Origin of the sequence: Streptomyces sp. NPDC004667 (assembly GCF_040609475.1) — a bacterium.
GTDB lineage: Bacteria > Actinomycetota > Actinomycetes > Streptomycetales > Streptomycetaceae > Streptomyces.
The window spans coordinates 18,054-33,770 of record NZ_JBEXKC010000052.1; the positions used below are offsets into that span (position 1 = coordinate 18,054).

At 72.3% G+C, this 15,717-nt stretch carries 19 protein-coding genes and 1 pseudogene; 19 read left to right on the plus strand and 1 reads right to left on the minus strand.

Annotated features, from left to right (window positions below; all coding sequences use genetic code 11):
* The first annotated feature begins 51 nt into the window (after positions 1-51).
* From ABZW32_RS25780 to ABZW32_RS25860, 17 genes and pseudogenes are all read left to right on the plus strand, one after another.
* Entirely contained in the window at positions 52-651 is a 600-nt protein-coding gene (locus tag ABZW32_RS25780) for a hypothetical protein (protein WP_280918391.1), read from the plus strand.
* A 266-nt stretch (positions 652-917) separates the two neighbouring features.
* Complete coding sequence (gene rpsP, locus ABZW32_RS25785; RefSeq protein ID WP_030162461.1) at positions 918-1,358, plus strand: 30S ribosomal protein S16; 441 nt, start codon at positions 918-920, stop codon at positions 1,356-1,358.
* Between the two features lie 2 nt (positions 1,359-1,360).
* On the plus strand, positions 1,361-1,600 hold the full coding sequence (locus ABZW32_RS25790) for an RNA-binding protein (protein WP_007266827.1): 240 nt from the start codon (positions 1,361-1,363) through the stop codon (positions 1,598-1,600).
* A 167-nt stretch (positions 1,601-1,767) separates the two neighbouring features.
* Positions 1,768-2,343 carry a ribosome maturation factor RimM gene (rimM, locus tag ABZW32_RS25795; RefSeq protein ID WP_356219871.1) on the plus strand — a complete coding sequence of 192 codons (576 nt, stop codon included), beginning with the start codon at positions 1,768-1,770 and terminating at the stop codon, positions 2,341-2,343.
* Positions 2,343-3,164, plus strand: coding sequence for a tRNA (guanosine(37)-N1)-methyltransferase TrmD (trmD, locus tag ABZW32_RS25800; protein ID WP_280918388.1), 822 nt, complete (start codon positions 2,343-2,345; stop codon positions 3,162-3,164). The genes rimM and trmD overlap by 1 nt, the downstream gene beginning before the upstream one ends.
* A gap of 133 nt (positions 3,165-3,297) precedes the next feature.
* A complete protein-coding gene (gene rplS, locus ABZW32_RS25805) occupies positions 3,298-3,648 on the plus strand; it encodes a 50S ribosomal protein L19 (protein WP_030227407.1) in 351 nt (116 codons plus the stop codon).
* Positions 3,649-3,692: 44 nt separating this feature from the next.
* The gene (lepB, locus tag ABZW32_RS25810; protein WP_356219874.1) at positions 3,693-4,451 is read left to right on the plus strand and encodes a signal peptidase I; all 759 of its coding nucleotides are present in this window, start codon (positions 3,693-3,695) and stop codon (positions 4,449-4,451) included.
* Positions 4,444-5,552: pseudogene (gene lepB / locus ABZW32_RS25815) on the plus strand (signal peptidase I). The gene lepB (ABZW32_RS25810) and the pseudogene lepB (ABZW32_RS25815) overlap by 8 nt, the downstream one beginning before the upstream one ends.
* The gene (gene lepB / locus ABZW32_RS25820; protein ID WP_356219877.1) at positions 5,521-6,423 is read left to right on the plus strand and encodes a signal peptidase I; all 903 of its coding nucleotides are present in this window, start codon (positions 5,521-5,523) and stop codon (positions 6,421-6,423) included. Before lepB (ABZW32_RS25815) ends, lepB (ABZW32_RS25820) begins: the two are co-directional and overlap by 32 nt.
* Positions 6,424-6,465: 42 nt before the next feature.
* Entirely contained in the window at positions 6,466-7,227 is a 762-nt protein-coding gene (gene lepB, locus ABZW32_RS25825; RefSeq protein ID WP_356219879.1) for a signal peptidase I, read from the plus strand.
* Positions 7,217-7,735, plus strand: coding sequence for an NUDIX hydrolase (locus ABZW32_RS25830; RefSeq protein WP_356219882.1), 519 nt, complete (start codon positions 7,217-7,219; stop codon positions 7,733-7,735). The genes lepB (ABZW32_RS25825) and ABZW32_RS25830 overlap by 11 nt, the downstream gene beginning before the upstream one ends.
* 55 nt (positions 7,736-7,790) lie before the next feature.
* Complete coding sequence (locus tag ABZW32_RS25835; protein WP_003965949.1) at positions 7,791-8,099, plus strand: DUF2469 domain-containing protein; 309 nt, start codon at positions 7,791-7,793, stop codon at positions 8,097-8,099.
* Between the two features lie 117 nt (positions 8,100-8,216).
* Entirely contained in the window at positions 8,217-8,588 is a 372-nt protein-coding gene (locus ABZW32_RS25840) for a YraN family protein (protein WP_356219884.1), read from the plus strand.
* Positions 8,588-10,213, plus strand: a complete 1,626-nt coding sequence (locus ABZW32_RS25845) for an ATP-binding protein (RefSeq protein ID WP_356219888.1) — start codon at positions 8,588-8,590, stop codon at positions 10,211-10,213. The genes ABZW32_RS25840 and ABZW32_RS25845 overlap by 1 nt, the downstream gene beginning before the upstream one ends.
* Positions 10,210-11,406 (plus strand): DNA-processing protein DprA, encoded by a 1,197-nt coding sequence (gene dprA / locus ABZW32_RS25850; RefSeq protein ID WP_356219891.1) that lies wholly within the window; start codon positions 10,210-10,212, stop codon positions 11,404-11,406. Before ABZW32_RS25845 ends, dprA begins: the two co-directional genes overlap by 4 nt.
* 209 nt (positions 11,407-11,615) lie before the next feature.
* Positions 11,616-12,452, plus strand: a complete 837-nt coding sequence (gene whiG / locus ABZW32_RS25855; RefSeq protein WP_030227431.1) for an RNA polymerase sigma factor WhiG — start codon at positions 11,616-11,618, stop codon at positions 12,450-12,452.
* 63 nt (positions 12,453-12,515) lie between these two features.
* The gene (locus tag ABZW32_RS25860) at positions 12,516-13,073 is read left to right on the plus strand and encodes a helix-turn-helix domain-containing protein (protein WP_356219935.1); all 558 of its coding nucleotides are present in this window, start codon (positions 12,516-12,518) and stop codon (positions 13,071-13,073) included.
* Here ABZW32_RS25860 and ABZW32_RS25865 read toward each other — a convergent pair.
* A complete protein-coding gene (locus ABZW32_RS25865; RefSeq protein ID WP_356219894.1) occupies positions 13,070-13,597 on the minus strand; it encodes a M23 family metallopeptidase in 528 nt (175 codons plus the stop codon). The genes ABZW32_RS25860 and ABZW32_RS25865 overlap by 4 nt on opposite strands.
* Before the next feature lie 249 nt (positions 13,598-13,846).
* Here ABZW32_RS25865 and rpsB point away from each other — a divergent pair, with 249 nt between their 5' ends.
* On the plus strand, positions 13,847-14,725 hold the full coding sequence (gene rpsB / locus ABZW32_RS25870) for a 30S ribosomal protein S2 (protein ID WP_280918380.1): 879 nt from the start codon (positions 13,847-13,849) through the stop codon (positions 14,723-14,725).
* 135 nt (positions 14,726-14,860) lie between these two features.
* Positions 14,861-15,697 carry a translation elongation factor Ts gene (gene tsf / locus ABZW32_RS25875; protein WP_030227440.1) on the plus strand — a complete coding sequence of 279 codons (837 nt, stop codon included), beginning with the start codon at positions 14,861-14,863 and terminating at the stop codon, positions 15,695-15,697.
* Positions 15,698-15,717: the final 20 nt, after the last annotated feature.

Here is a 15,717-nt window from a genome sequence, read left to right on the forward strand (position 1 = left end):
TGGAATGGCCCGGAATCGGAACACCGGGGCACCCCGGCTCGTTGTCACGACGTGAGCACGACACCACCTGTTCTCGCCGCAGAGCTGGCGCAGGCGTGGGCCGACATTCAGCGGTACCACCCCGAGCTGCCTGACCTTGCCGCGCCCGAGTCCCTGATCGGAGAGTCCTCGTCCGCCTGCGGCGCGGAGCTCTCCTTCGAGCGACTGCTGCACGAGGCAGTCCACGGCATCGCGGCCGCCCGCGGTGTCCGTGACACCTCGCGAGCCGGCCGCTACCACAACCGCAGATTCCTGGCGATCGCCGAGGAGATGGGGCTGGACCACTCCGAGGAGCCGCACGCCAGCAGCGGGTTCTCCCTGGTCTCCCTCAATCCCGAGGCCAAGAAGCGCTACCGCCCCACCATGGAGCGGCTCCAGCGCGCACTGAAGGCGCACACGGCGGCCACGGCCGCCGACACCAAGCGCAGCTTCCGCGGTCCGGCCGCCCGGCACGGCTCCTCCGGCGGCGGCGTACGGGTCAAGGCGGTCTGCGACTGCGGGCGCAACGTCCGGGTGGTCCCGTCCGTGCTGGCCCAGGCGCCGATCGTGTGCGGCGGCTGCATGAAGCCGTTCCGCATCCCCGAGGTCGCCGTTTCGGCGGCCGCCTCCTGAGCCCGCGGCCCCACGGCCGTACCGGGGCGGCGGTCGGGCGTGGGCCGTCGACGGGGCGGTGGCCCGGCGGCGTGCTGTCGCACGCCTCCGATCGCCCCTCCCCGTGAGAAGCGCCGCAGGCATGTGGCACAATGAACAGCTGTACTCGACAGTCGCATAGGACCCCTCTCTCCTCCGGCTGACGCGTCCATCGGGCACCCGAGTACCGCAACCCCACGTGGCATCTCATGTGCCCAACCACGTCAAGTTCAGGAGACACCACTCCAGTGGCAGTCAAGATCAAGCTCAAGCGCCTCGGCAAGATTCGCCAGCCGCACTACCGCATCGTCGTCGCCGACGCCCGCACCCGCCGTGACGGTCGCGCGATCGAAGAGATCGGTATCTACCACCCGACGTACAACCCGTCGCGCATCGAGGTCAACGCCGAGCGTGCGCAGTACTGGCTGTCCGTTGGCGCCCAGCCCACCGAGGCTGTTCTCGCCATCCTGAAGCTGACCGGTGACTGGCAGGCGCACAAGGGCCTCCCGGCCCCCGCGCCGCTGCTCCAGCCGGAGACGAAGGAGAGCAAGCGTCGCTCCTTCGACGAGTTCGCCAAGGCCCTCGAGGGCATCGGCGAGACCAAGGGCGAGGCCATCACCCAGAAGGCCAAGAAGGCCGACAAGAAGGCGGACGAGGCTGAGGCCGCCGCCGAGTCGACCGAGGCCTGATCATGCTCGAGGAGGCTCTTGAGCACCTCGTGAAGGGCATTGTGGACAACCCCGACGACGTGCAGGTCGCCTCGCGCAACCTGCGCCGCGGACAGGTGCTCGAGGTCCGGGTCCACCCGGACGACCTCGGGAAGGTGATCGGCCGCAACGGCCGCACCGCACGTGCGCTGCGTACCGTCGTGGGCGCCATCGGCGGCCGTGGGATCCGCGTCGACCTCGTCGACGTGGACCAGGTCCGCTGAGGATTTGAATCACCGGCACGGGCCGGGGAGGGCGTTCGTCGCCTTCCCCGGCCCGAGTCGTTTCTGCGCGTGAGCAGAGCGACCATTGATTGAGAAACCACGACGCAGAGGTACCGCCTCCGCGAGAGCGGCGGCGGTCCGGCCGTGAAAAGGGGAAGAGACGCACAGTGGAGCTGGTAGTCGCGCGGATCGGCCGCGCCCACGGGATCAAGGGTGAGGTCACCGTCGAGGTGCGGACGGACGAGCCGGAGCTCCGGCTCAGCCCCGGTGCCGTCCTGCGGACCGAACCGGCGTCGGCGGGTCCGCTGACCATCGAGACGGGCCGGGTGCACAGCAGCCGGCTCCTGCTCCGCTTCGCGGGCGTCAAGGACCGCACCGGCGCCGAGGCGCTGCGCAACATCCTGCTGATCGCCGACGTCGACCCGGCGGAGCTGCCGGAGGAGCCCGACGAGTACTACGACCACCAGCTGATGGACCTGGACGTGGTGCTCGAGGACGGCACCGAGGTCGGCCGGATCACCGAGATCTCCCACCTGCCCTCCCAGGACCTCTTCATCGTCGAGCGCCCGGACGGCAGCGAGGTCATGATCCCCTTCGTCGAGGAGATCGTCGCCGAGATCGACCTGGAGGAGCAGCGCTGCGTCATCACCCCGCCGCCCGGGCTGATCGACGACCGCGCCGAGATCGCGTCATCGCGTGACGCCGACGCCGGTGCAGGGGCCGAGGGCGGGGACGACGCCTGATGCGGCTGGACGTCGTCACGATCTTCCCCGAGTACCTGGAGCCGCTGAACGTCTCCCTCGTCGGCAAGGCGCGGGCGCGCGGCCAGCTCGACGTACACGTCCACGACCTGCGGGACTGGACGTACGACCGGCACAACACGGTCGACGACACCCCGTACGGCGGCGGACCGGGCATGGTCATGAAGACCGATCCGTGGGGCGAGGCCCTGGATTCGGCGCTGGCCGACGGCTACGAGTCCGGAGCCCGGGGTCCGGTCCTGGTCGTCCCGACGCCCAGCGGCCGCCCCTTCACCCAGGAACTGGCCGTCGAGCTCTCCGAGCGCCCCTGGCTCATCTTCACCCCGGCCCGGTACGAGGGCATCGACCGCCGCGTCATCGACGAGTACGCGACGCGGATGCCGGTCTACGAGGTGTCCATCGGCGACTACGTCCTGGCGGGCGGCGAGGCCGCGGTCCTGGTCGTCACGGAGGCCGTGGCCCGGCTCCTGCCGGGGGTGCTCGGCAACGCGGAATCGCACCGCGACGACTCCTTCGCGCCCGGCGAGATGGCCAACCTGCTGGAGGGCCCCGTGTACACCAAGCCCCCGCAGTGGCGGGGGCGCGGGATCCCCGAGGTGCTGCTCAGCGGCCACCACGGGAAGATCGCGCGGTGGCGCAGGGACGAGGCCTTCCGCCGGACGGCGCGCAACCGCCCGGACCTGATCGAGCGCTGCGAGGCCTCCGCCTTCGACAAGAAGGACCGGGAGATCCTGAGCATCCTGGGCTGGAAGCCCACCGCCGACGGCCGATTTTGGCGCAGGCCGCAGGCCGTGGAAGAATAGGCGGCTGCTGTGTGCTCGCGTACGCCCCTGCCACAGGGGGACCGTCGTCCGCGACGTGTCACGGCTCCCGAATTCTCTACGGAAATCCGCACCGGCGACCTGTGGCGTCGTGCGAAGAAAGCAGACGAAGAACATGTCTCACCTGCTCGATGGCGTCAACGCCGCCTCCCTGCGCACGGACGTCCCGGCCTTCCGCCCGGGTGACACGATCAACGTGCACGTCCGCGTGATCGAGGGCAACCGCTCCCGTATCCAGCAGTTCAAGGGCGTTGTCATCCGTCGCCAGGGCTCTGGCGTCTCCGAGACCTTCACCGTTCGCAAGGTCTCCTTCAGCGTCGGCGTCGAGCGCACCTTCCCCGTGCACTCCCCGATCTTCGAGAAGATCGAGCTCGTCACCCGCGGTGACGTGCGTCGCGCCAAGCTGTACTTCCTCCGTGAGCTCCGCGGCAAGGCCGCGAAGATCAAGGAGAAGCGCGACCGCTGATCTCCTCTCCGGGTCCACAGGCAGGCCGGATAGGCTCGCCCCCGATGGACACCGAAGCAGAGCTCACACAGCGCGGCCACTCCTCCCCCGAGCAGGGGGAGGAGGGGCCGCGTTCTGCGTTTTCCGGCCGGGGCGGACGCGCGTCGTCCTGGCGGCGGGCGGGGCTGCTCGGCGTGGCCTGCACCGTCTTCCTGCTGCTGTTCGCCAACTTCGTGGTCCAGCCGTTCCTGATCCCCAGCCGCTCGATGGAGCCGACCCTGAAGGTCGGGGACCGGGTCCTGGTCAACAAGCTGGCGTACCGTTTCGGCCAGGAGCCGAAGCGCGGGGACGTGGTCGTCTTCGACGGGACCGGCTCCTTCGTGCGCGAACGTCCCGCGGGCAACCCGGTCGGCGAGGCCGTCCACGGCGCGTTCTCGGCGCTCGGGCTCGCGGAGCCCTCGGAGACCGATTTCGTGAAGCGGGTCGTGGGCGTCGGCGGGGACGACGTGGTGTGCTGCGACGTGGCCGGCCGGATCAAGGTCAACGGGGTCGCGGTCGACGAGCCCTACCTCCACCCCGGTGACGCGCCCTCGGCGGTGCCCTTCCGGATCGTGGTCCCGCTGGGGACCCTGTGGGTCATGGGCGACCACCGCTCCCAGTCCCGTGACTCCCGGGACCACCTGGGGGAGCCGGGCGGCGGGATGGTGCCGGTGGAGAAGGTGATCGGACGGGCCGACTGGCTCGGTTGGCCGGTGACGCGCTGGGGCTCGCTGCCCGACGGCGCGGGGGCGTGGTCCCGGGTCGGCGGCGGCTCCCATGGGTAGCAGGGGACGCCCGAGGGGCGGTCGGGACAAGGGGCGCGGGGCGGAACCGGATCCGGCGGCGCGGCCCGCTCCTGAGCCTGACCCGGCCCCTTTCCCCGTGTCCGGGTCCGCGTCCGGGTCCGGGTCCGGGTCCGGGTCCGTCGGGGGTTCCGAGGAGGAACCCGCCGCGCCGGAGCCCGGTGGCCGGGCCGAGCGGCGGCGGCTGGCGCGCCGAGTCCGGCGGCGCCGGCGCACCCGCCGGGCGGGCGAGCTGCCGCTGCTGGTGGTCGTCGCCCTGTGCATCGCGCTGCTGCTCAAGACCTTCCTGGTGCAGGCGTTCTTCATCCCGTCCGGCTCGATGGAGCAGACGATCCGGATCGGTGACCGGGTGCTGGTGGACAAGCTCACCCCTTGGTTCGGCTCCAAGGTCGAACGCGGTGACGTCGTCGTGTTCAAGGACCCCGGAGGCTGGCTCAAGGGCGAGGCCGCCCAGCCGGACCAGGACCCGGCCGGGATCAAGCAGATCAAGGAGGCCCTGACCTTCATCGGCCTGCTGCCGTCCGCCGACGAACAGGACCTCATCAAGCGGGTCGTGGGCGTCGGCGGGGACACCGTGAAGTGCTGCGACGCGCGGGGCCGGGTGACCGTCAACGGCGCGCCGCTCGATGAGCCGTACGTGTCACCGGGCAACGCCCCCTCCGAGATCCGTTTCGAGGTGCACGTGCCGAAGGGACGGCTCTTCGTGATGGGCGACCACCGCGCCAATTCGGCCGACTCCCGCTACCACCTCGACGAGGCCTTCGACGGCACGATCGACGAGAACGGCGTGGTCGGCCAGGCGGTGGTGATCGCCTGGCCCTTCGACCACTGGCGCAGGCTGGAACAGCCGGCGACTTTCCTGTCGGTGCCGGATCCGGCGCGAACCGGTCGGCGGCGCGGGCGCCTTGGGCGCCGTCGGGGCACGGCGTTCGCATAGTGTGTCCTCGGTCTCCCGCGCCTTAGGGAACTCCCGCTCGTTAAGGGAGGGGAGGGCCCGTCGACCGATCCGGCGCGGGACGCGAATTCCGAACGAGGAGTGGATGTGGGGGACGTGGCGGTAGGCGCGCGGTCCGGACGCGATGAGGGCGAGGAGCGGCCGGACGATGCCGTCGAGCGCGAGACCGGTGCCGAGGCGGGCGATGCGGACGCGCGGCCGCAGCGTTCCTTCTGGAAGGAGCTCCCGCTCCTCATCGGTATCGCCCTCCTGCTGGCCCTGCTGATCAAGACCTTCCTGGTGCAGGCGTTCTCGATCCCGTCCGATTCGATGCAGAACACCCTGCAGCGCGGCGACCGGGTGCTGGTGGACAAGCTGACCCCGTGGTTCGGTTCGGAGCCCGAGCGCGGCGAGGTCGTCGTCTTCCACGATCCGGCGAGCTGGCTGGCGGGGGAGCCCACCCCGGAGCCGAACATCGTGCAGAAGGCCCTCAGCTGGATCGGCCTGATGCCGTCCGCCGAGGAGAAGGACCTGATCAAGCGGACCATCGCCATCGGCGGGGACACCGTGGAGTGCAAGAAGGGGGGACCGGTCGTCGTCAACGGCAAGGCGCTGGACGAGCCGTACATCTACCCCGGCAACACCGCCTGCGACGACGCCCCCTTCGGCCCGATCACCGTGCCCAAGGGCAAGATCTGGGTGATGGGCGACCACCGCCAGAACTCCCAGGACTCCCGCTACCACATGCAGGACTCCACCCAGGGCTTCGTGCCGGTCGACAAGGTCGTCGGGCGGGCCGTGGTGGTCGCGTGGCCGCTCACCCGCTGGGCCACCCTCCCGGTTCCGGACACCTTCGACCAGCCCGGCATCAACCACCAGGCGGCGGCGACCGCCCTCGGCCTCGGGGCCTCCGGCCTCGCCCCGGTCGGGCTCGGCCCGGCGGCGCTGGGCCTGACGGGCGCGGTGCCCGTGGTGCTGTGGCGCAGGAGGAGGCTGACTAGCGGGCGTACCGCCCGGTAGGGTGCCGCCCAGGTCGACGATCTCCGAGGCGGGGGCGCTGCAATGGGCGGAACACAGGCAAGACGCGGGACCACCGGTGGCCGCGGCGGCGTCGGCAACGTGTTGTCGGGGCTCGCCGTGGCCACCGGTTTCGTGCTCTTCCTCGGCGGCTTCGTCTGGGGGGCCCTGGTGTACCAGCCGTACACGGTGCCGACCGACTCGATGGTGCCGACGGTCCGGCCGAACGACCGGGTGCTGGCGCAGCGGATCGACGGCGGTCAGGTGCGCCGGGGCGACATCGTCGTCTTCACCGACACGGAGTGGAGCGGCTCGCCGATGGTCAAGCGGGTCGTGGCCGTGGGCGGCGACACCGTCCGCTGCTGCGACCAGGGCGGCCGGCTGACCGTGAACGGCAAGGAACTCGACGAGCCCTACCTCGACCGGGCGGGCAGCGCCGGGGCGGCGATCGGGACGGCCGGCGCCCCGTACGAGGTGAAGGTGCCCGAGGGCAACCTCTTCCTGCTCGGCGACCATCGCGGTGCCTCGCTCGACTCCCGCGCGCACCTCCAGGAGGCCGGCCAGGGCACCGTGCCCAGGTCGGCCGTGTCGGCCCGGGTCGACGCGCTGGCGTGGCCGTCGATGACCATGGTGGAGCGGCCGCGGGCGTACGCCTCGCTGCCCGGCGGGATCTCCGCGCCGGGACCGCTGCGGCTCCAGGTTGCGGCGGTGGTGGCCGGAGCCGCCCTGGTGGTGCTGGGGGCCGCCTACGGACCCCTCGTACGGATCCTGGGGCGCGGGCGGCGGGAGACCTCCGGTGCCCGCTGAGCCGGGCGCCGGCGGGCAGCCGGCCCCGGAGCTGCGGAAGGTCGCCCGGGTGGTCCTGCTGGACCCCGAGGACCGGATCCTGCTGCTGCACGGCTTCGAGCCGGACGATCCCGCCGCCGACTGGTGGTTCACGCCGGGCGGCGGACTGGAGGGCGACGAGAGCCGGGAGCAGGCCGCGCTGCGGGAACTCGCCGAGGAGACGGGGATCACAGAGGTCGAGCTGGGGCCGGTGCTGTGGCACCGCCAGTGCGTCTTCCCCTTCGACGGGAGGCGCTGGGAACAGGACGAGTGGTACTTCCTCGCCCGTACCGCCCGGACCGCGATCGAGATGGGCGGGCTCACCGAGCTGGAGCGGCGCAGCGTCGCGGGAGCGAGGTGGTGGACCTCCGAGGAACTGCTGGCGGCCCATGAGACGGTGTACCCGACCAGACTCGCCGAGCTGCTGCGCACGCTGCTCGACGACGGTCCTCCGGGTGCTCCGGTGGTCCTGGCCCCGGAAATCGTTTAGGGGCCCGTGACGCTGGCGCACAATAGGGGGACGCACGGCTGAAGGGGAACATGCCATGAGTGCCGAGGACCTCGAAAAGTACGAGACCGAGATGGAGCTGAAGCTCTATCGGGAGTACCGCGACGTCGTCGGGCTGTTCAAGTACGTGATCGAGACCGAACGCCGTTTCTACCTGACCAACGACTACGAGATGCAGGTGCACTCGGTCCAGGGGGAGGTCTTCTTCGAGGTCTCGATGGCGGACGCCTGGGTCTGGGACATGTACCGGCCCGCGCGTTTCGTCAAGCAGGTACGGGTGCTGACCTTCAAGGACGTGAACATCGAGGAGCTCAACAAGAGCGACCTCGAACTCCCGGGCGGCTGATCCGCCCCGCCCGCTCACCCCTGGGGGTGAGCGGGTTTTCCACATCGCCCCGGTTGTCCACCAAGATCCACTCGGTGCGTCCGGACACGGGAACCTCGGTGCCGGAGGTGGTGCCGGATGAACGCGAAGGGCGTGGCACGACAGGCGCTGGGACGCTACGGCGAGGATCTCGCCGTGCGGAGGCTGACCGAGTCGGGGATGACGGTGATCGCCCGGAACTGGCGGTGCCGGGCCGGGGAGGTCGACATCATCGCGCGGGACGGGGACGCCCTCGTCCTGTGCGAGGTCAAGACGCGCCGCCAGGGGGTCTTCGAGCACCCCATGGCCGCGGTCCGGGCCGCCAAGGCCGAGCGGCTGCGCCGGCTCGCCGGGCGCTGGCTCGCCGATCACGGCGGGCCACCCCCGGGCGGGGTGCGGATCGACCTCGTCGGAGTGCTGCTGCCGCGCCGTGGTGCGCCGCAGGTGGAGCACGTCAGGGGGGTGGCCTGATGGGTTTCGCGCGGGCCTGCTCGGTGGCCCTGGTGGGCGTCGAGGGCGTGGTGGTCGAGGTCCAGGCCGACCTGGAGCCGGGGGTCGCCGCCTTCACCCTGGTGGGGCTGCCCGACAAGACCCTGGTCGAGAGCCGGGACCGGGTGCGGGCCGCCGTGGTGAACTCCGGCGCCCAGTGGCCGCAGAAGAAGCTCACGGTCGGGCTCAGCCCGGCGTCCGTACCTAAGGCGGGCGCCCATTTCGACCTCGCCGTCGCCGTCGCGGTGCTGGGCGCCGCCGAGGTGGTCGACCCCGGGGCGATCGCCGACCTCGTGCTCATCGGAGAGCTGGGCCTCGACGGCCGGGTCCGCCCGGTGCGGGGGATCCTGCCCGCGGTGCTCGCCGCCGCCGAGGCCGGGTACCGGCAGGTGGTGGTGCCCGAGCAGTGCGCCGGTGAGGCCGGTCTGGTCCCGGACGTCGCGGTGCTCGGGGTGCGCAGCCTGCGGCAGCTGATCGCCGTCCTGACCGACGGGGCGGTGCCCGACGAGGAACCGCCGGACCGGCCGGGACGCCCCGACCCGATACTGGCGGGGCTGGTGGTGCCGGGCGCCGGACTCGGTACGGGCCTGGCCCGGGGCGGGGGTGACGCCGTGGACGTTCCCGACCTCGCCGACGTCGCCGGCCAGTACGCGGCCCGCCGGGCCCTGGAGGTGGCCGCCTCGGGGGGCCACCACCTCTTCCTCAGCGGGCCGCCCGGCGCGGGCAAGACGATGCTGGCCGAGCGGCTGCCGTGGCTCCTGCCCCCGCTCGACCGGCAGGACTCCCTGGAGGTGAGCGCCGTCCACTCCGTCGCGGGGATCCTGCCGCCCGGCGAACCCCTGGTCGGGCGGCCCCCGTACTGCGCCCCGCACCACTCCGCGACGATGCAGTCCCTGGTCGGCGGCGGCGCCGGGATCCCCCGGCCCGGGGCGGTCTCGCTGGCCCACCGGGGAGTGCTGTTCCTCGACGAGGCCGCGGAGTTCAGCGGGAAGGTGCTGGACGCCCTGCGGCAGCCCCTCGAAGCGGGGCACGTGGTCATCGCACGTGCCGCCGGGGTGGTGCGGCTGCCGGCCCGCTTCCTGATGGTCCTCGCCGCGAACCCCTGCCCGTGCGGGCGGCACACCCTGCACGGCGCCGACTGCGAATGTCCGGCCGCCGTGGTCCGCCGCTACCAGGCCCGGTTGTCGGGGCCGCTGCTGGACCGGGTCGACCTGCGGGTCGGGGTCGAGCCCGTGACCCGCTCCGACCTCCTCGGGCAGGGCGGCAGGGGGGAGAGCACCGCGACCGTCGCCGCCCGGGTCCGCGAGGCCCGCGACCGGGCCGCCGCCCGGCTCGCCGACACGCCCTGGCGGCTGAACTCCGAGGTGCCCGGGCACGAGTTGCGCACCCGCTGGCCGGCCGGCCCCGGGGCGCTGGCCCGGGCCGAGCGGGACATGGAGCGCGGACTGCTGACCGCGCGGGGCCTGGACCGGGTGTTACGGGTCGCCTGGACCGTGGCCGACCTGCGCGGCCGCGACCGCCCCGACGCGCTGGACGTGACCGTCGCGCTGGAACTGCGCACCGGGATCGCCCGCGGGGCGGCCATGGACGCGGGGGCGCGGCGGTGACCGCCGACGGGGCGGAGGCCGCAGCGGAGGCCGGGGCGGAGGTGCTGGCGCGGGTCGCGCTGACCCGGGTGCTGGAACCGGGGGACGAGTGCGGGGGCCGGTGGCTGCGCGAGCACGGGGCCGTCGGGCTGATGCGGCTCCTGACCGGCGACGGCCCGGAGTCCGGCGCGCTGACCGGGGTCGGACCCGAGCGGCTCGACGGGTACCGCGGACGGGCCGCCCTCGCCGACCCCCGGCGGGACCTCGCGGAGGCCGCCGCGGCGGGCTGCCGGTTCGTCCCGCCGGGTTCGGCGGAGTGGCCGACCCAGCTGGACGACCTCGGGGACGCCCGGCCCGTCGGGCTCTGGCTACGGGGCGGCGCCGACCTGCGGACCTGGGCCCTGCGTTCGGTCGCCGTGGTCGGGGCCCGCGCGTGCACCCCGTACGGGGCCCACATGGCGCAGACCCTCGCCGCCGGGCTCGCAGAGCGCGGCTGGGTGGTGGTCTCCGGCGCCGCGTACGGGATCGACGGCGCCGCGCACCGGGGCGCCCTCGGCACCGGCGGCGCCACCGTCGCGGTGCTGGCCTGCGGAGTGGACGTGAGCTACCCCCGCGGACACGCCGGGCTCCTCGGCCGGATCGCCCGTCAGGGGCTGGTGCTGGGGGAGCTGCCGCCCGGCGGCAACCCCACCCCGAGCCGTTTCGTCCTGCGCAACCGGGTCATCGCCGCCCTCACCCGGGGCACCGTGGTCGTCGAGGCGGCCCACCGCAGCGGCTCGCTGGTCACCGCCCGCCGGGCCCAGCGGCTCGGCCGCCTCACCATGGGCGTCCCCGGCCCCGCCACCAGCGGCCTCTCCGCCGGAGTGCACGAACTGCTGCGAGGCGAGGCACAGCTCGTCACGGACGCCGCCGAGGTGGTGGAACTGGTCGGCGACATCGGCGAGCTGGCACCCGTGCGCCGCGGACCGGTGCTCGCCCGCGACCTCCTTCCCCCGGACACCGTCCGCGTGCTCGACGCGCTCCCGGCCGGCCGGCCCGCGCGGCTGGAGGAGATCTCCCTCGCCGCGGCCACCGGCACCGATGAAGTCATCGGCAGACTGTACGAACTTCACTCTCTGGGGTTCGTCGAACGGCAGGGCGACGACTGGCGGTTGACCCCGCGCCCGCCACGAGAGGGGGCGCAATCCCGGGCCACCCGGCGAGGCGGTCATTGACCTGGGGCGTTCCGGTGAAAGAGTGAAGGCGATGAGAGACGCGGTCTTCCCGGTGGCAGCCGCCGGGGCCGAGCGCCAGGCGCCGGTCCCGGGCCGCCCGTGCGGGTCCGGGCGCCGCTGCGCCCCCGCGCCATCCCGTACTCTTCGCGCACCGCGACACTTCCGTCACGCTACGCTCCCAAGGAATCCGGCTCCGGCAAAGGCGAAGCATGCCCCAGCACACCTCAGGGTCCGACCGCGCTGCGGTGCCCCCCGCTGCCCGTGGCAGCGTGCGGTCCACCGCGCCCTCGTCCCTGGAGGTGCTCTGGCGCTCATACAAGGACTCGGGCGACGAACGGCTGCGGGAGCAGCTGATCCTGCACTACTCGCCGCTGGTGAAGTACGTGGCGGGCCGGGTCAGCGTCGGCCTGCCGCCCAACGTGGAACAGGCCGACTTCGTCTCCTCCGGGGTCTTCGGCCTGATCGACGCGATCGAGAAGTTCGACATCGAACGGTCCATCAAGTTCGAGACGTACGCCATCACCCGGATCCGCGGCGCGATGATCGACGAGCTGCGGGCGCTCGACTGGATCCCGCGCTCCGTGCGGCAGAAGGCACGGGCCGTGGAGCGCGCCTACGCCACCCTGGAGGCCCAGCTGCGGCGGACCCCGACGGAGGGCGAGGTGGCGGGTGAGATGGGGATCGGGGTGGAGGAACTCCACACGGTCTTCAGTCAGTTGTCCCTGGCCAACGTGGTCGCCCTCGAAGAGCTGCTGCACGTCGGCGGGGAGGGCGGCGACCGGCTCTCCCTCATGGACACCCTGGAGGACCACGCCGCCGACGACCCGGTCGAGGTGGCCGAGGACCGGGAACTGCGCCGACTGCTCGCACGGGCGATCAACACGCTCCCCGAGCGGGAGAAGACGGTCGTGACCCTCTACTACTACGAGGGCCTCACCCTCGCCGAGATCGGCAACGTGCTGGGCGTGACCGAGAGCCGCGTCAGCCAGATCCACACCAAGTCCGTGCTCCAGCTGAGGGCCAAGCTCGCCGACGTCGGCCGCTGACCCGGCACGGGCCTTGCACACCCTCCGTACAGTGGTGACGTGCCCAGGATTCGAGCGGCCTCCGTGGCCGAGCACCGGTCGATGCAGCGCGGCGCCCTGTTGGACGCGGCGCGCTCCCTGCTGTCCGAAGGCGGGACGGAAGCCCTGACCTTTCCCGCCCTCGCGGAGCGGACCGGGCTCGCCCGGTCCTCCGTGTACGAGTACTTCCGGTCGCGCGCGGCCGTGGTCGAAGAGCTGTGCGCGGTGGACTTCCCCGTGTGGGCCGCCGAGATCGAGGCCGCCATGGAGGCGGCGCCGACGCCCGAGGCCAAGATCGAGGCGTACGTGCGCAGCCAGCTCGCCCTGGTGGGGGACCGCCGGCACCGGGCGGTGGTGGCGATCTCCGCCAGCGAGCTGGACGCGGGCGCGCGGGAGAAGATCCGCGCCGCGCACGGCGGCCTGGTCGCGATGGTCGTCGAGGCCCTCGGCGCCCTGGGCCACACGGAACCGCGACTGGCCGCGATGCTGCTGCAGGGCGTCGTGGACGCCGCGGTGCGCCGGATCGAGCTCGGCGCGGCCGAGGAACCCGGCGTGGTGACCGAGGCCGCCGTCGCCATGGCCCTGCGGGGCGTGCGCGGCTAGGAGGCCGAGGTCGGGGTCCCGTCCGGCTGGGGCCCGGCCGTCGGCAGGAGGCGGGGCGTGGGGCGGGGGAGCAGGGTCAGCGGGTCGAGATAGGTGTTCTCCCCGGCCAGCAGGCCCCAGTGCAGGCACGGGGCCGGGCAGTGCGAGCCGGCCGTGAGGACCGCGACCTCCTGGCCCGCCGTGACCTCCTCCCCCTCCGCGACCAGCGGCCGCACCGGCTCGTAGGTCGTGCGCAGGCCCCCGGGGAGGGTGAGCGAGAGCACCCCGCGGCCCGCGACCTGCCCGGCGTAGTGCACCCGGCCCGGTCCGACCGCCCGTACCCGCGCCCCCACCGGAGCGGCGAGGTCCACCCCGCGGTGGCCGGCCGCGTAGGGCGTCGGCGGCGGATCCCACCAGCGCGCCACGGACAGCGGCGGGGGCAGCGGCCGGACCGCCGGGACGGGGTCGGGGACCGGGGCCGGGACGAGGGTCCGGGGCAGCGCGGGGGCCAGCGCGAGCAGCAGGGTGAGCAGCAGTGTCGTCATGTCCACAGGCTCCCGCGCACACGGTCGCGGGCGGCCGCGCCTGTGGATGGCCGAAAGGGTGTGGACAACGGCGTCACCCGGCATACCGCCGGGTCCCGTACACTTCTTGTGGCGATCCGGGTCACCGGGTCGACTTCGCACGCCCCAGCATCGGCCGGATCCGGCCTGGTGAAAGCGTCTCTCGGTCCCTCTTCGGGGCAGGGCGCGGCGGGGCGTCAGGAACCAAACCGAGAAAACAAGGAGATGGCCATGGCCGTCGTAACGATGCGGGAGCTGCTGGAAAGCGGCGTCCACTTCGGTCACCAGACCCGTCGCTGGAACCCGAAGATGAAGCGCTTCATCTTCACCGAGCGCAACGGCATCTACATCATCGACCTGCTCCAGTCGCTGTCGTACATCGACCGCGCCTACGAGTTCGTGAAGGAGACCGTCGCGCACGGTGGCTCCATCATGTTCGTCGGTACGAAGAAGCAGGCCCAGGAGGCCATCGCCGAGCAGGCGACGCGTGTCGGCATGCCGTACGTCAACCAGCGTTGGCTCGGTGGCATGCTCACCAACTTCTCCACCGTCTACAAGCGCCTCCAGCGTCTGAAGGAGCTTGAGGCGATCGACTTCGAGGACGTCGCCGCCTCGGGTCTCACCAAGAAGGAGCTCCTGGTCCTCTCCCGCGAGAAGACCAAGCTGGAGAAGACCCTCGGTGGTATCCGCGAGATGTCGAAGGTTCCCAGCGCCGTCTGGATCGTCGACACCAAGAAGGAGCACATCGCGGTCGGTGAGGCGCGCAAGCTGCACATCCCCGTGGTCGCGATCCTCGACACCAACTGCGACCCCGACGAGGTCGACTACAAGATCCCGGGCAACGACGACGCGATCCGCTCCGTCACCCTGCTCACCCGCGTGATCGCCGACGCCGTCGCCGAGGGCCTCATCGCCCGCTCCGGCGCTGCGACCGGTGACTCGAAGCCGGGCGAGAAGGCCGCCGCCGAGCCGCTCGCCGAGTGGGAGCGCGACCTGCTCGAGGGTGAGAAGAAGGCCGACGACGCCGAGGCCCCCGCGGCCGACGCCGCCGTCGAGGCCCCGGCCGCCGAGGCTGTCGAGGCTCCGGCCGCCGACGCCGAGCAGGCCTGACCCACTGAGTGGGCCCGGCGTTCATCCGCCGGGCACTCGCAGCACGGACGATGACGGCGGGGGAGCCGCGCCACGAGCGCGGCGCCTCCGCCGTTCACCCGTAGATCTACGACTTCGAGAGAGAATCACAGACTCATGGCGAACTACACCGCCGCTGACGTCAAGAAGCTCCGCGAGCTCACCGGCGCCGGCATGCTGGACTGCAAGAACGCGCTCGTCGAGGCCGACGGTGACGTCACCAAGGCCAACGAGATCCTGCGCGTCAAGGGCCTGAAGGGTGTCGCCAAGCGCGAGGGCCGTTCCGCCGAGAACGGTGCCGTCACCTCCCTGATCGCCGCCGACGCCACCTCCGGTGTCCTCGTCGAGCTCAAGTGCGAGACCGACTTCGTCGCGAAGAGCCCGAAGTTCCTGGCCGTCGCCGACCAGCTCGCCGCCCACGTGGCCGCCAGCAAGCCCGCGGACATCGAGGCGCTGCTCGCGTCCGAGATCGAGGCCGGCAAGACCGTCCAGGCGTTCGTGGACGAGGCCAACGCCAACCTCGGCGAGAAGATCGTCCTGGACCGCTTCGCGGCGTACGAGGGTGCCTTCGTGGCCTCCTACATGCACCGCACCATGCCCGACCTGCCCCCGCAGATCGGTGTCCTGGTCGAGCTGGACAAGGCCGACGCCGACCTGGCCAAGGGCATCGCCCAGCACATCGCCGCGTTCGCGCCGAAGTACCTCACCGCCGAGGACGTCCCGGCCGAGATCGTCGAGTCCGAGCGCCGCGTCGCCGAGGAGACCACCCGCGCCGAGGGCAAGCCCGAGGCCGCGATCGCCAAGATCGTCGAGGGTCGCGTCAACGGCTTCTTCAAGGACGCCACGCTGCTCGGCCAGCCGTACGCCCTGGACAACAAGAAGTCCGTCCAGAAGGTTCTGGACGAGGCCGGTGTCACCCTGAAGCGCTTCACCCGCATCAAGGTCGGCATCTGAGTCCGTCCGTACGCGACGGA

What these genes read in the sequence shown, in the direction of transcription:
- ABZW32_RS25790 (WP_007266827.1), top strand. Translation starts at nt 1,361, where the DNA reads ATGCTCGAGGAGGCTCTTGAGCACCTCGTGAAGGGCATTGTGGACAAC.
- trmD (WP_280918388.1), top strand. Translation starts at nt 2,343, where the DNA reads ATGCGGCTGGACGTCGTCACGATCTTCCCCGAGTACCTGGAGCCGCTG.
- rplS (WP_030227407.1), top strand. Translation starts at nt 3,298, where the DNA reads ATGTCTCACCTGCTCGATGGCGTCAACGCCGCCTCCCTGCGCACGGAC.
- lepB (WP_356219874.1), top strand. Translation starts at nt 3,693, where the DNA reads ATGGACACCGAAGCAGAGCTCACACAGCGCGGCCACTCCTCCCCCGAG.
- lepB (WP_356219879.1), top strand. Translation starts at nt 6,466, where the DNA reads ATGGGCGGAACACAGGCAAGACGCGGGACCACCGGTGGCCGCGGCGGC.
- ABZW32_RS25835 (WP_003965949.1), top strand. Translation starts at nt 7,791, where the DNA reads ATGAGTGCCGAGGACCTCGAAAAGTACGAGACCGAGATGGAGCTGAAG.
- ABZW32_RS25840 (WP_356219884.1), top strand. Translation starts at nt 8,217, where the DNA reads ATGAACGCGAAGGGCGTGGCACGACAGGCGCTGGGACGCTACGGCGAG.
- ABZW32_RS25845 (WP_356219888.1), top strand. Translation starts at nt 8,588, where the DNA reads ATGGGTTTCGCGCGGGCCTGCTCGGTGGCCCTGGTGGGCGTCGAGGGC.
- whiG (WP_030227431.1), top strand. Translation starts at nt 11,616, where the DNA reads ATGCCCCAGCACACCTCAGGGTCCGACCGCGCTGCGGTGCCCCCCGCT.
- ABZW32_RS25865 (WP_356219894.1), bottom strand. Translation starts at nt 13,597, where the DNA reads ATGACGACACTGCTGCTCACCCTGCTGCTCGCGCTGGCCCCCGCGCTG.
- rpsB (WP_280918380.1), top strand. Translation starts at nt 13,847, where the DNA reads ATGGCCGTCGTAACGATGCGGGAGCTGCTGGAAAGCGGCGTCCACTTC.
- tsf (WP_030227440.1), top strand. Translation starts at nt 14,861, where the DNA reads ATGGCGAACTACACCGCCGCTGACGTCAAGAAGCTCCGCGAGCTCACC.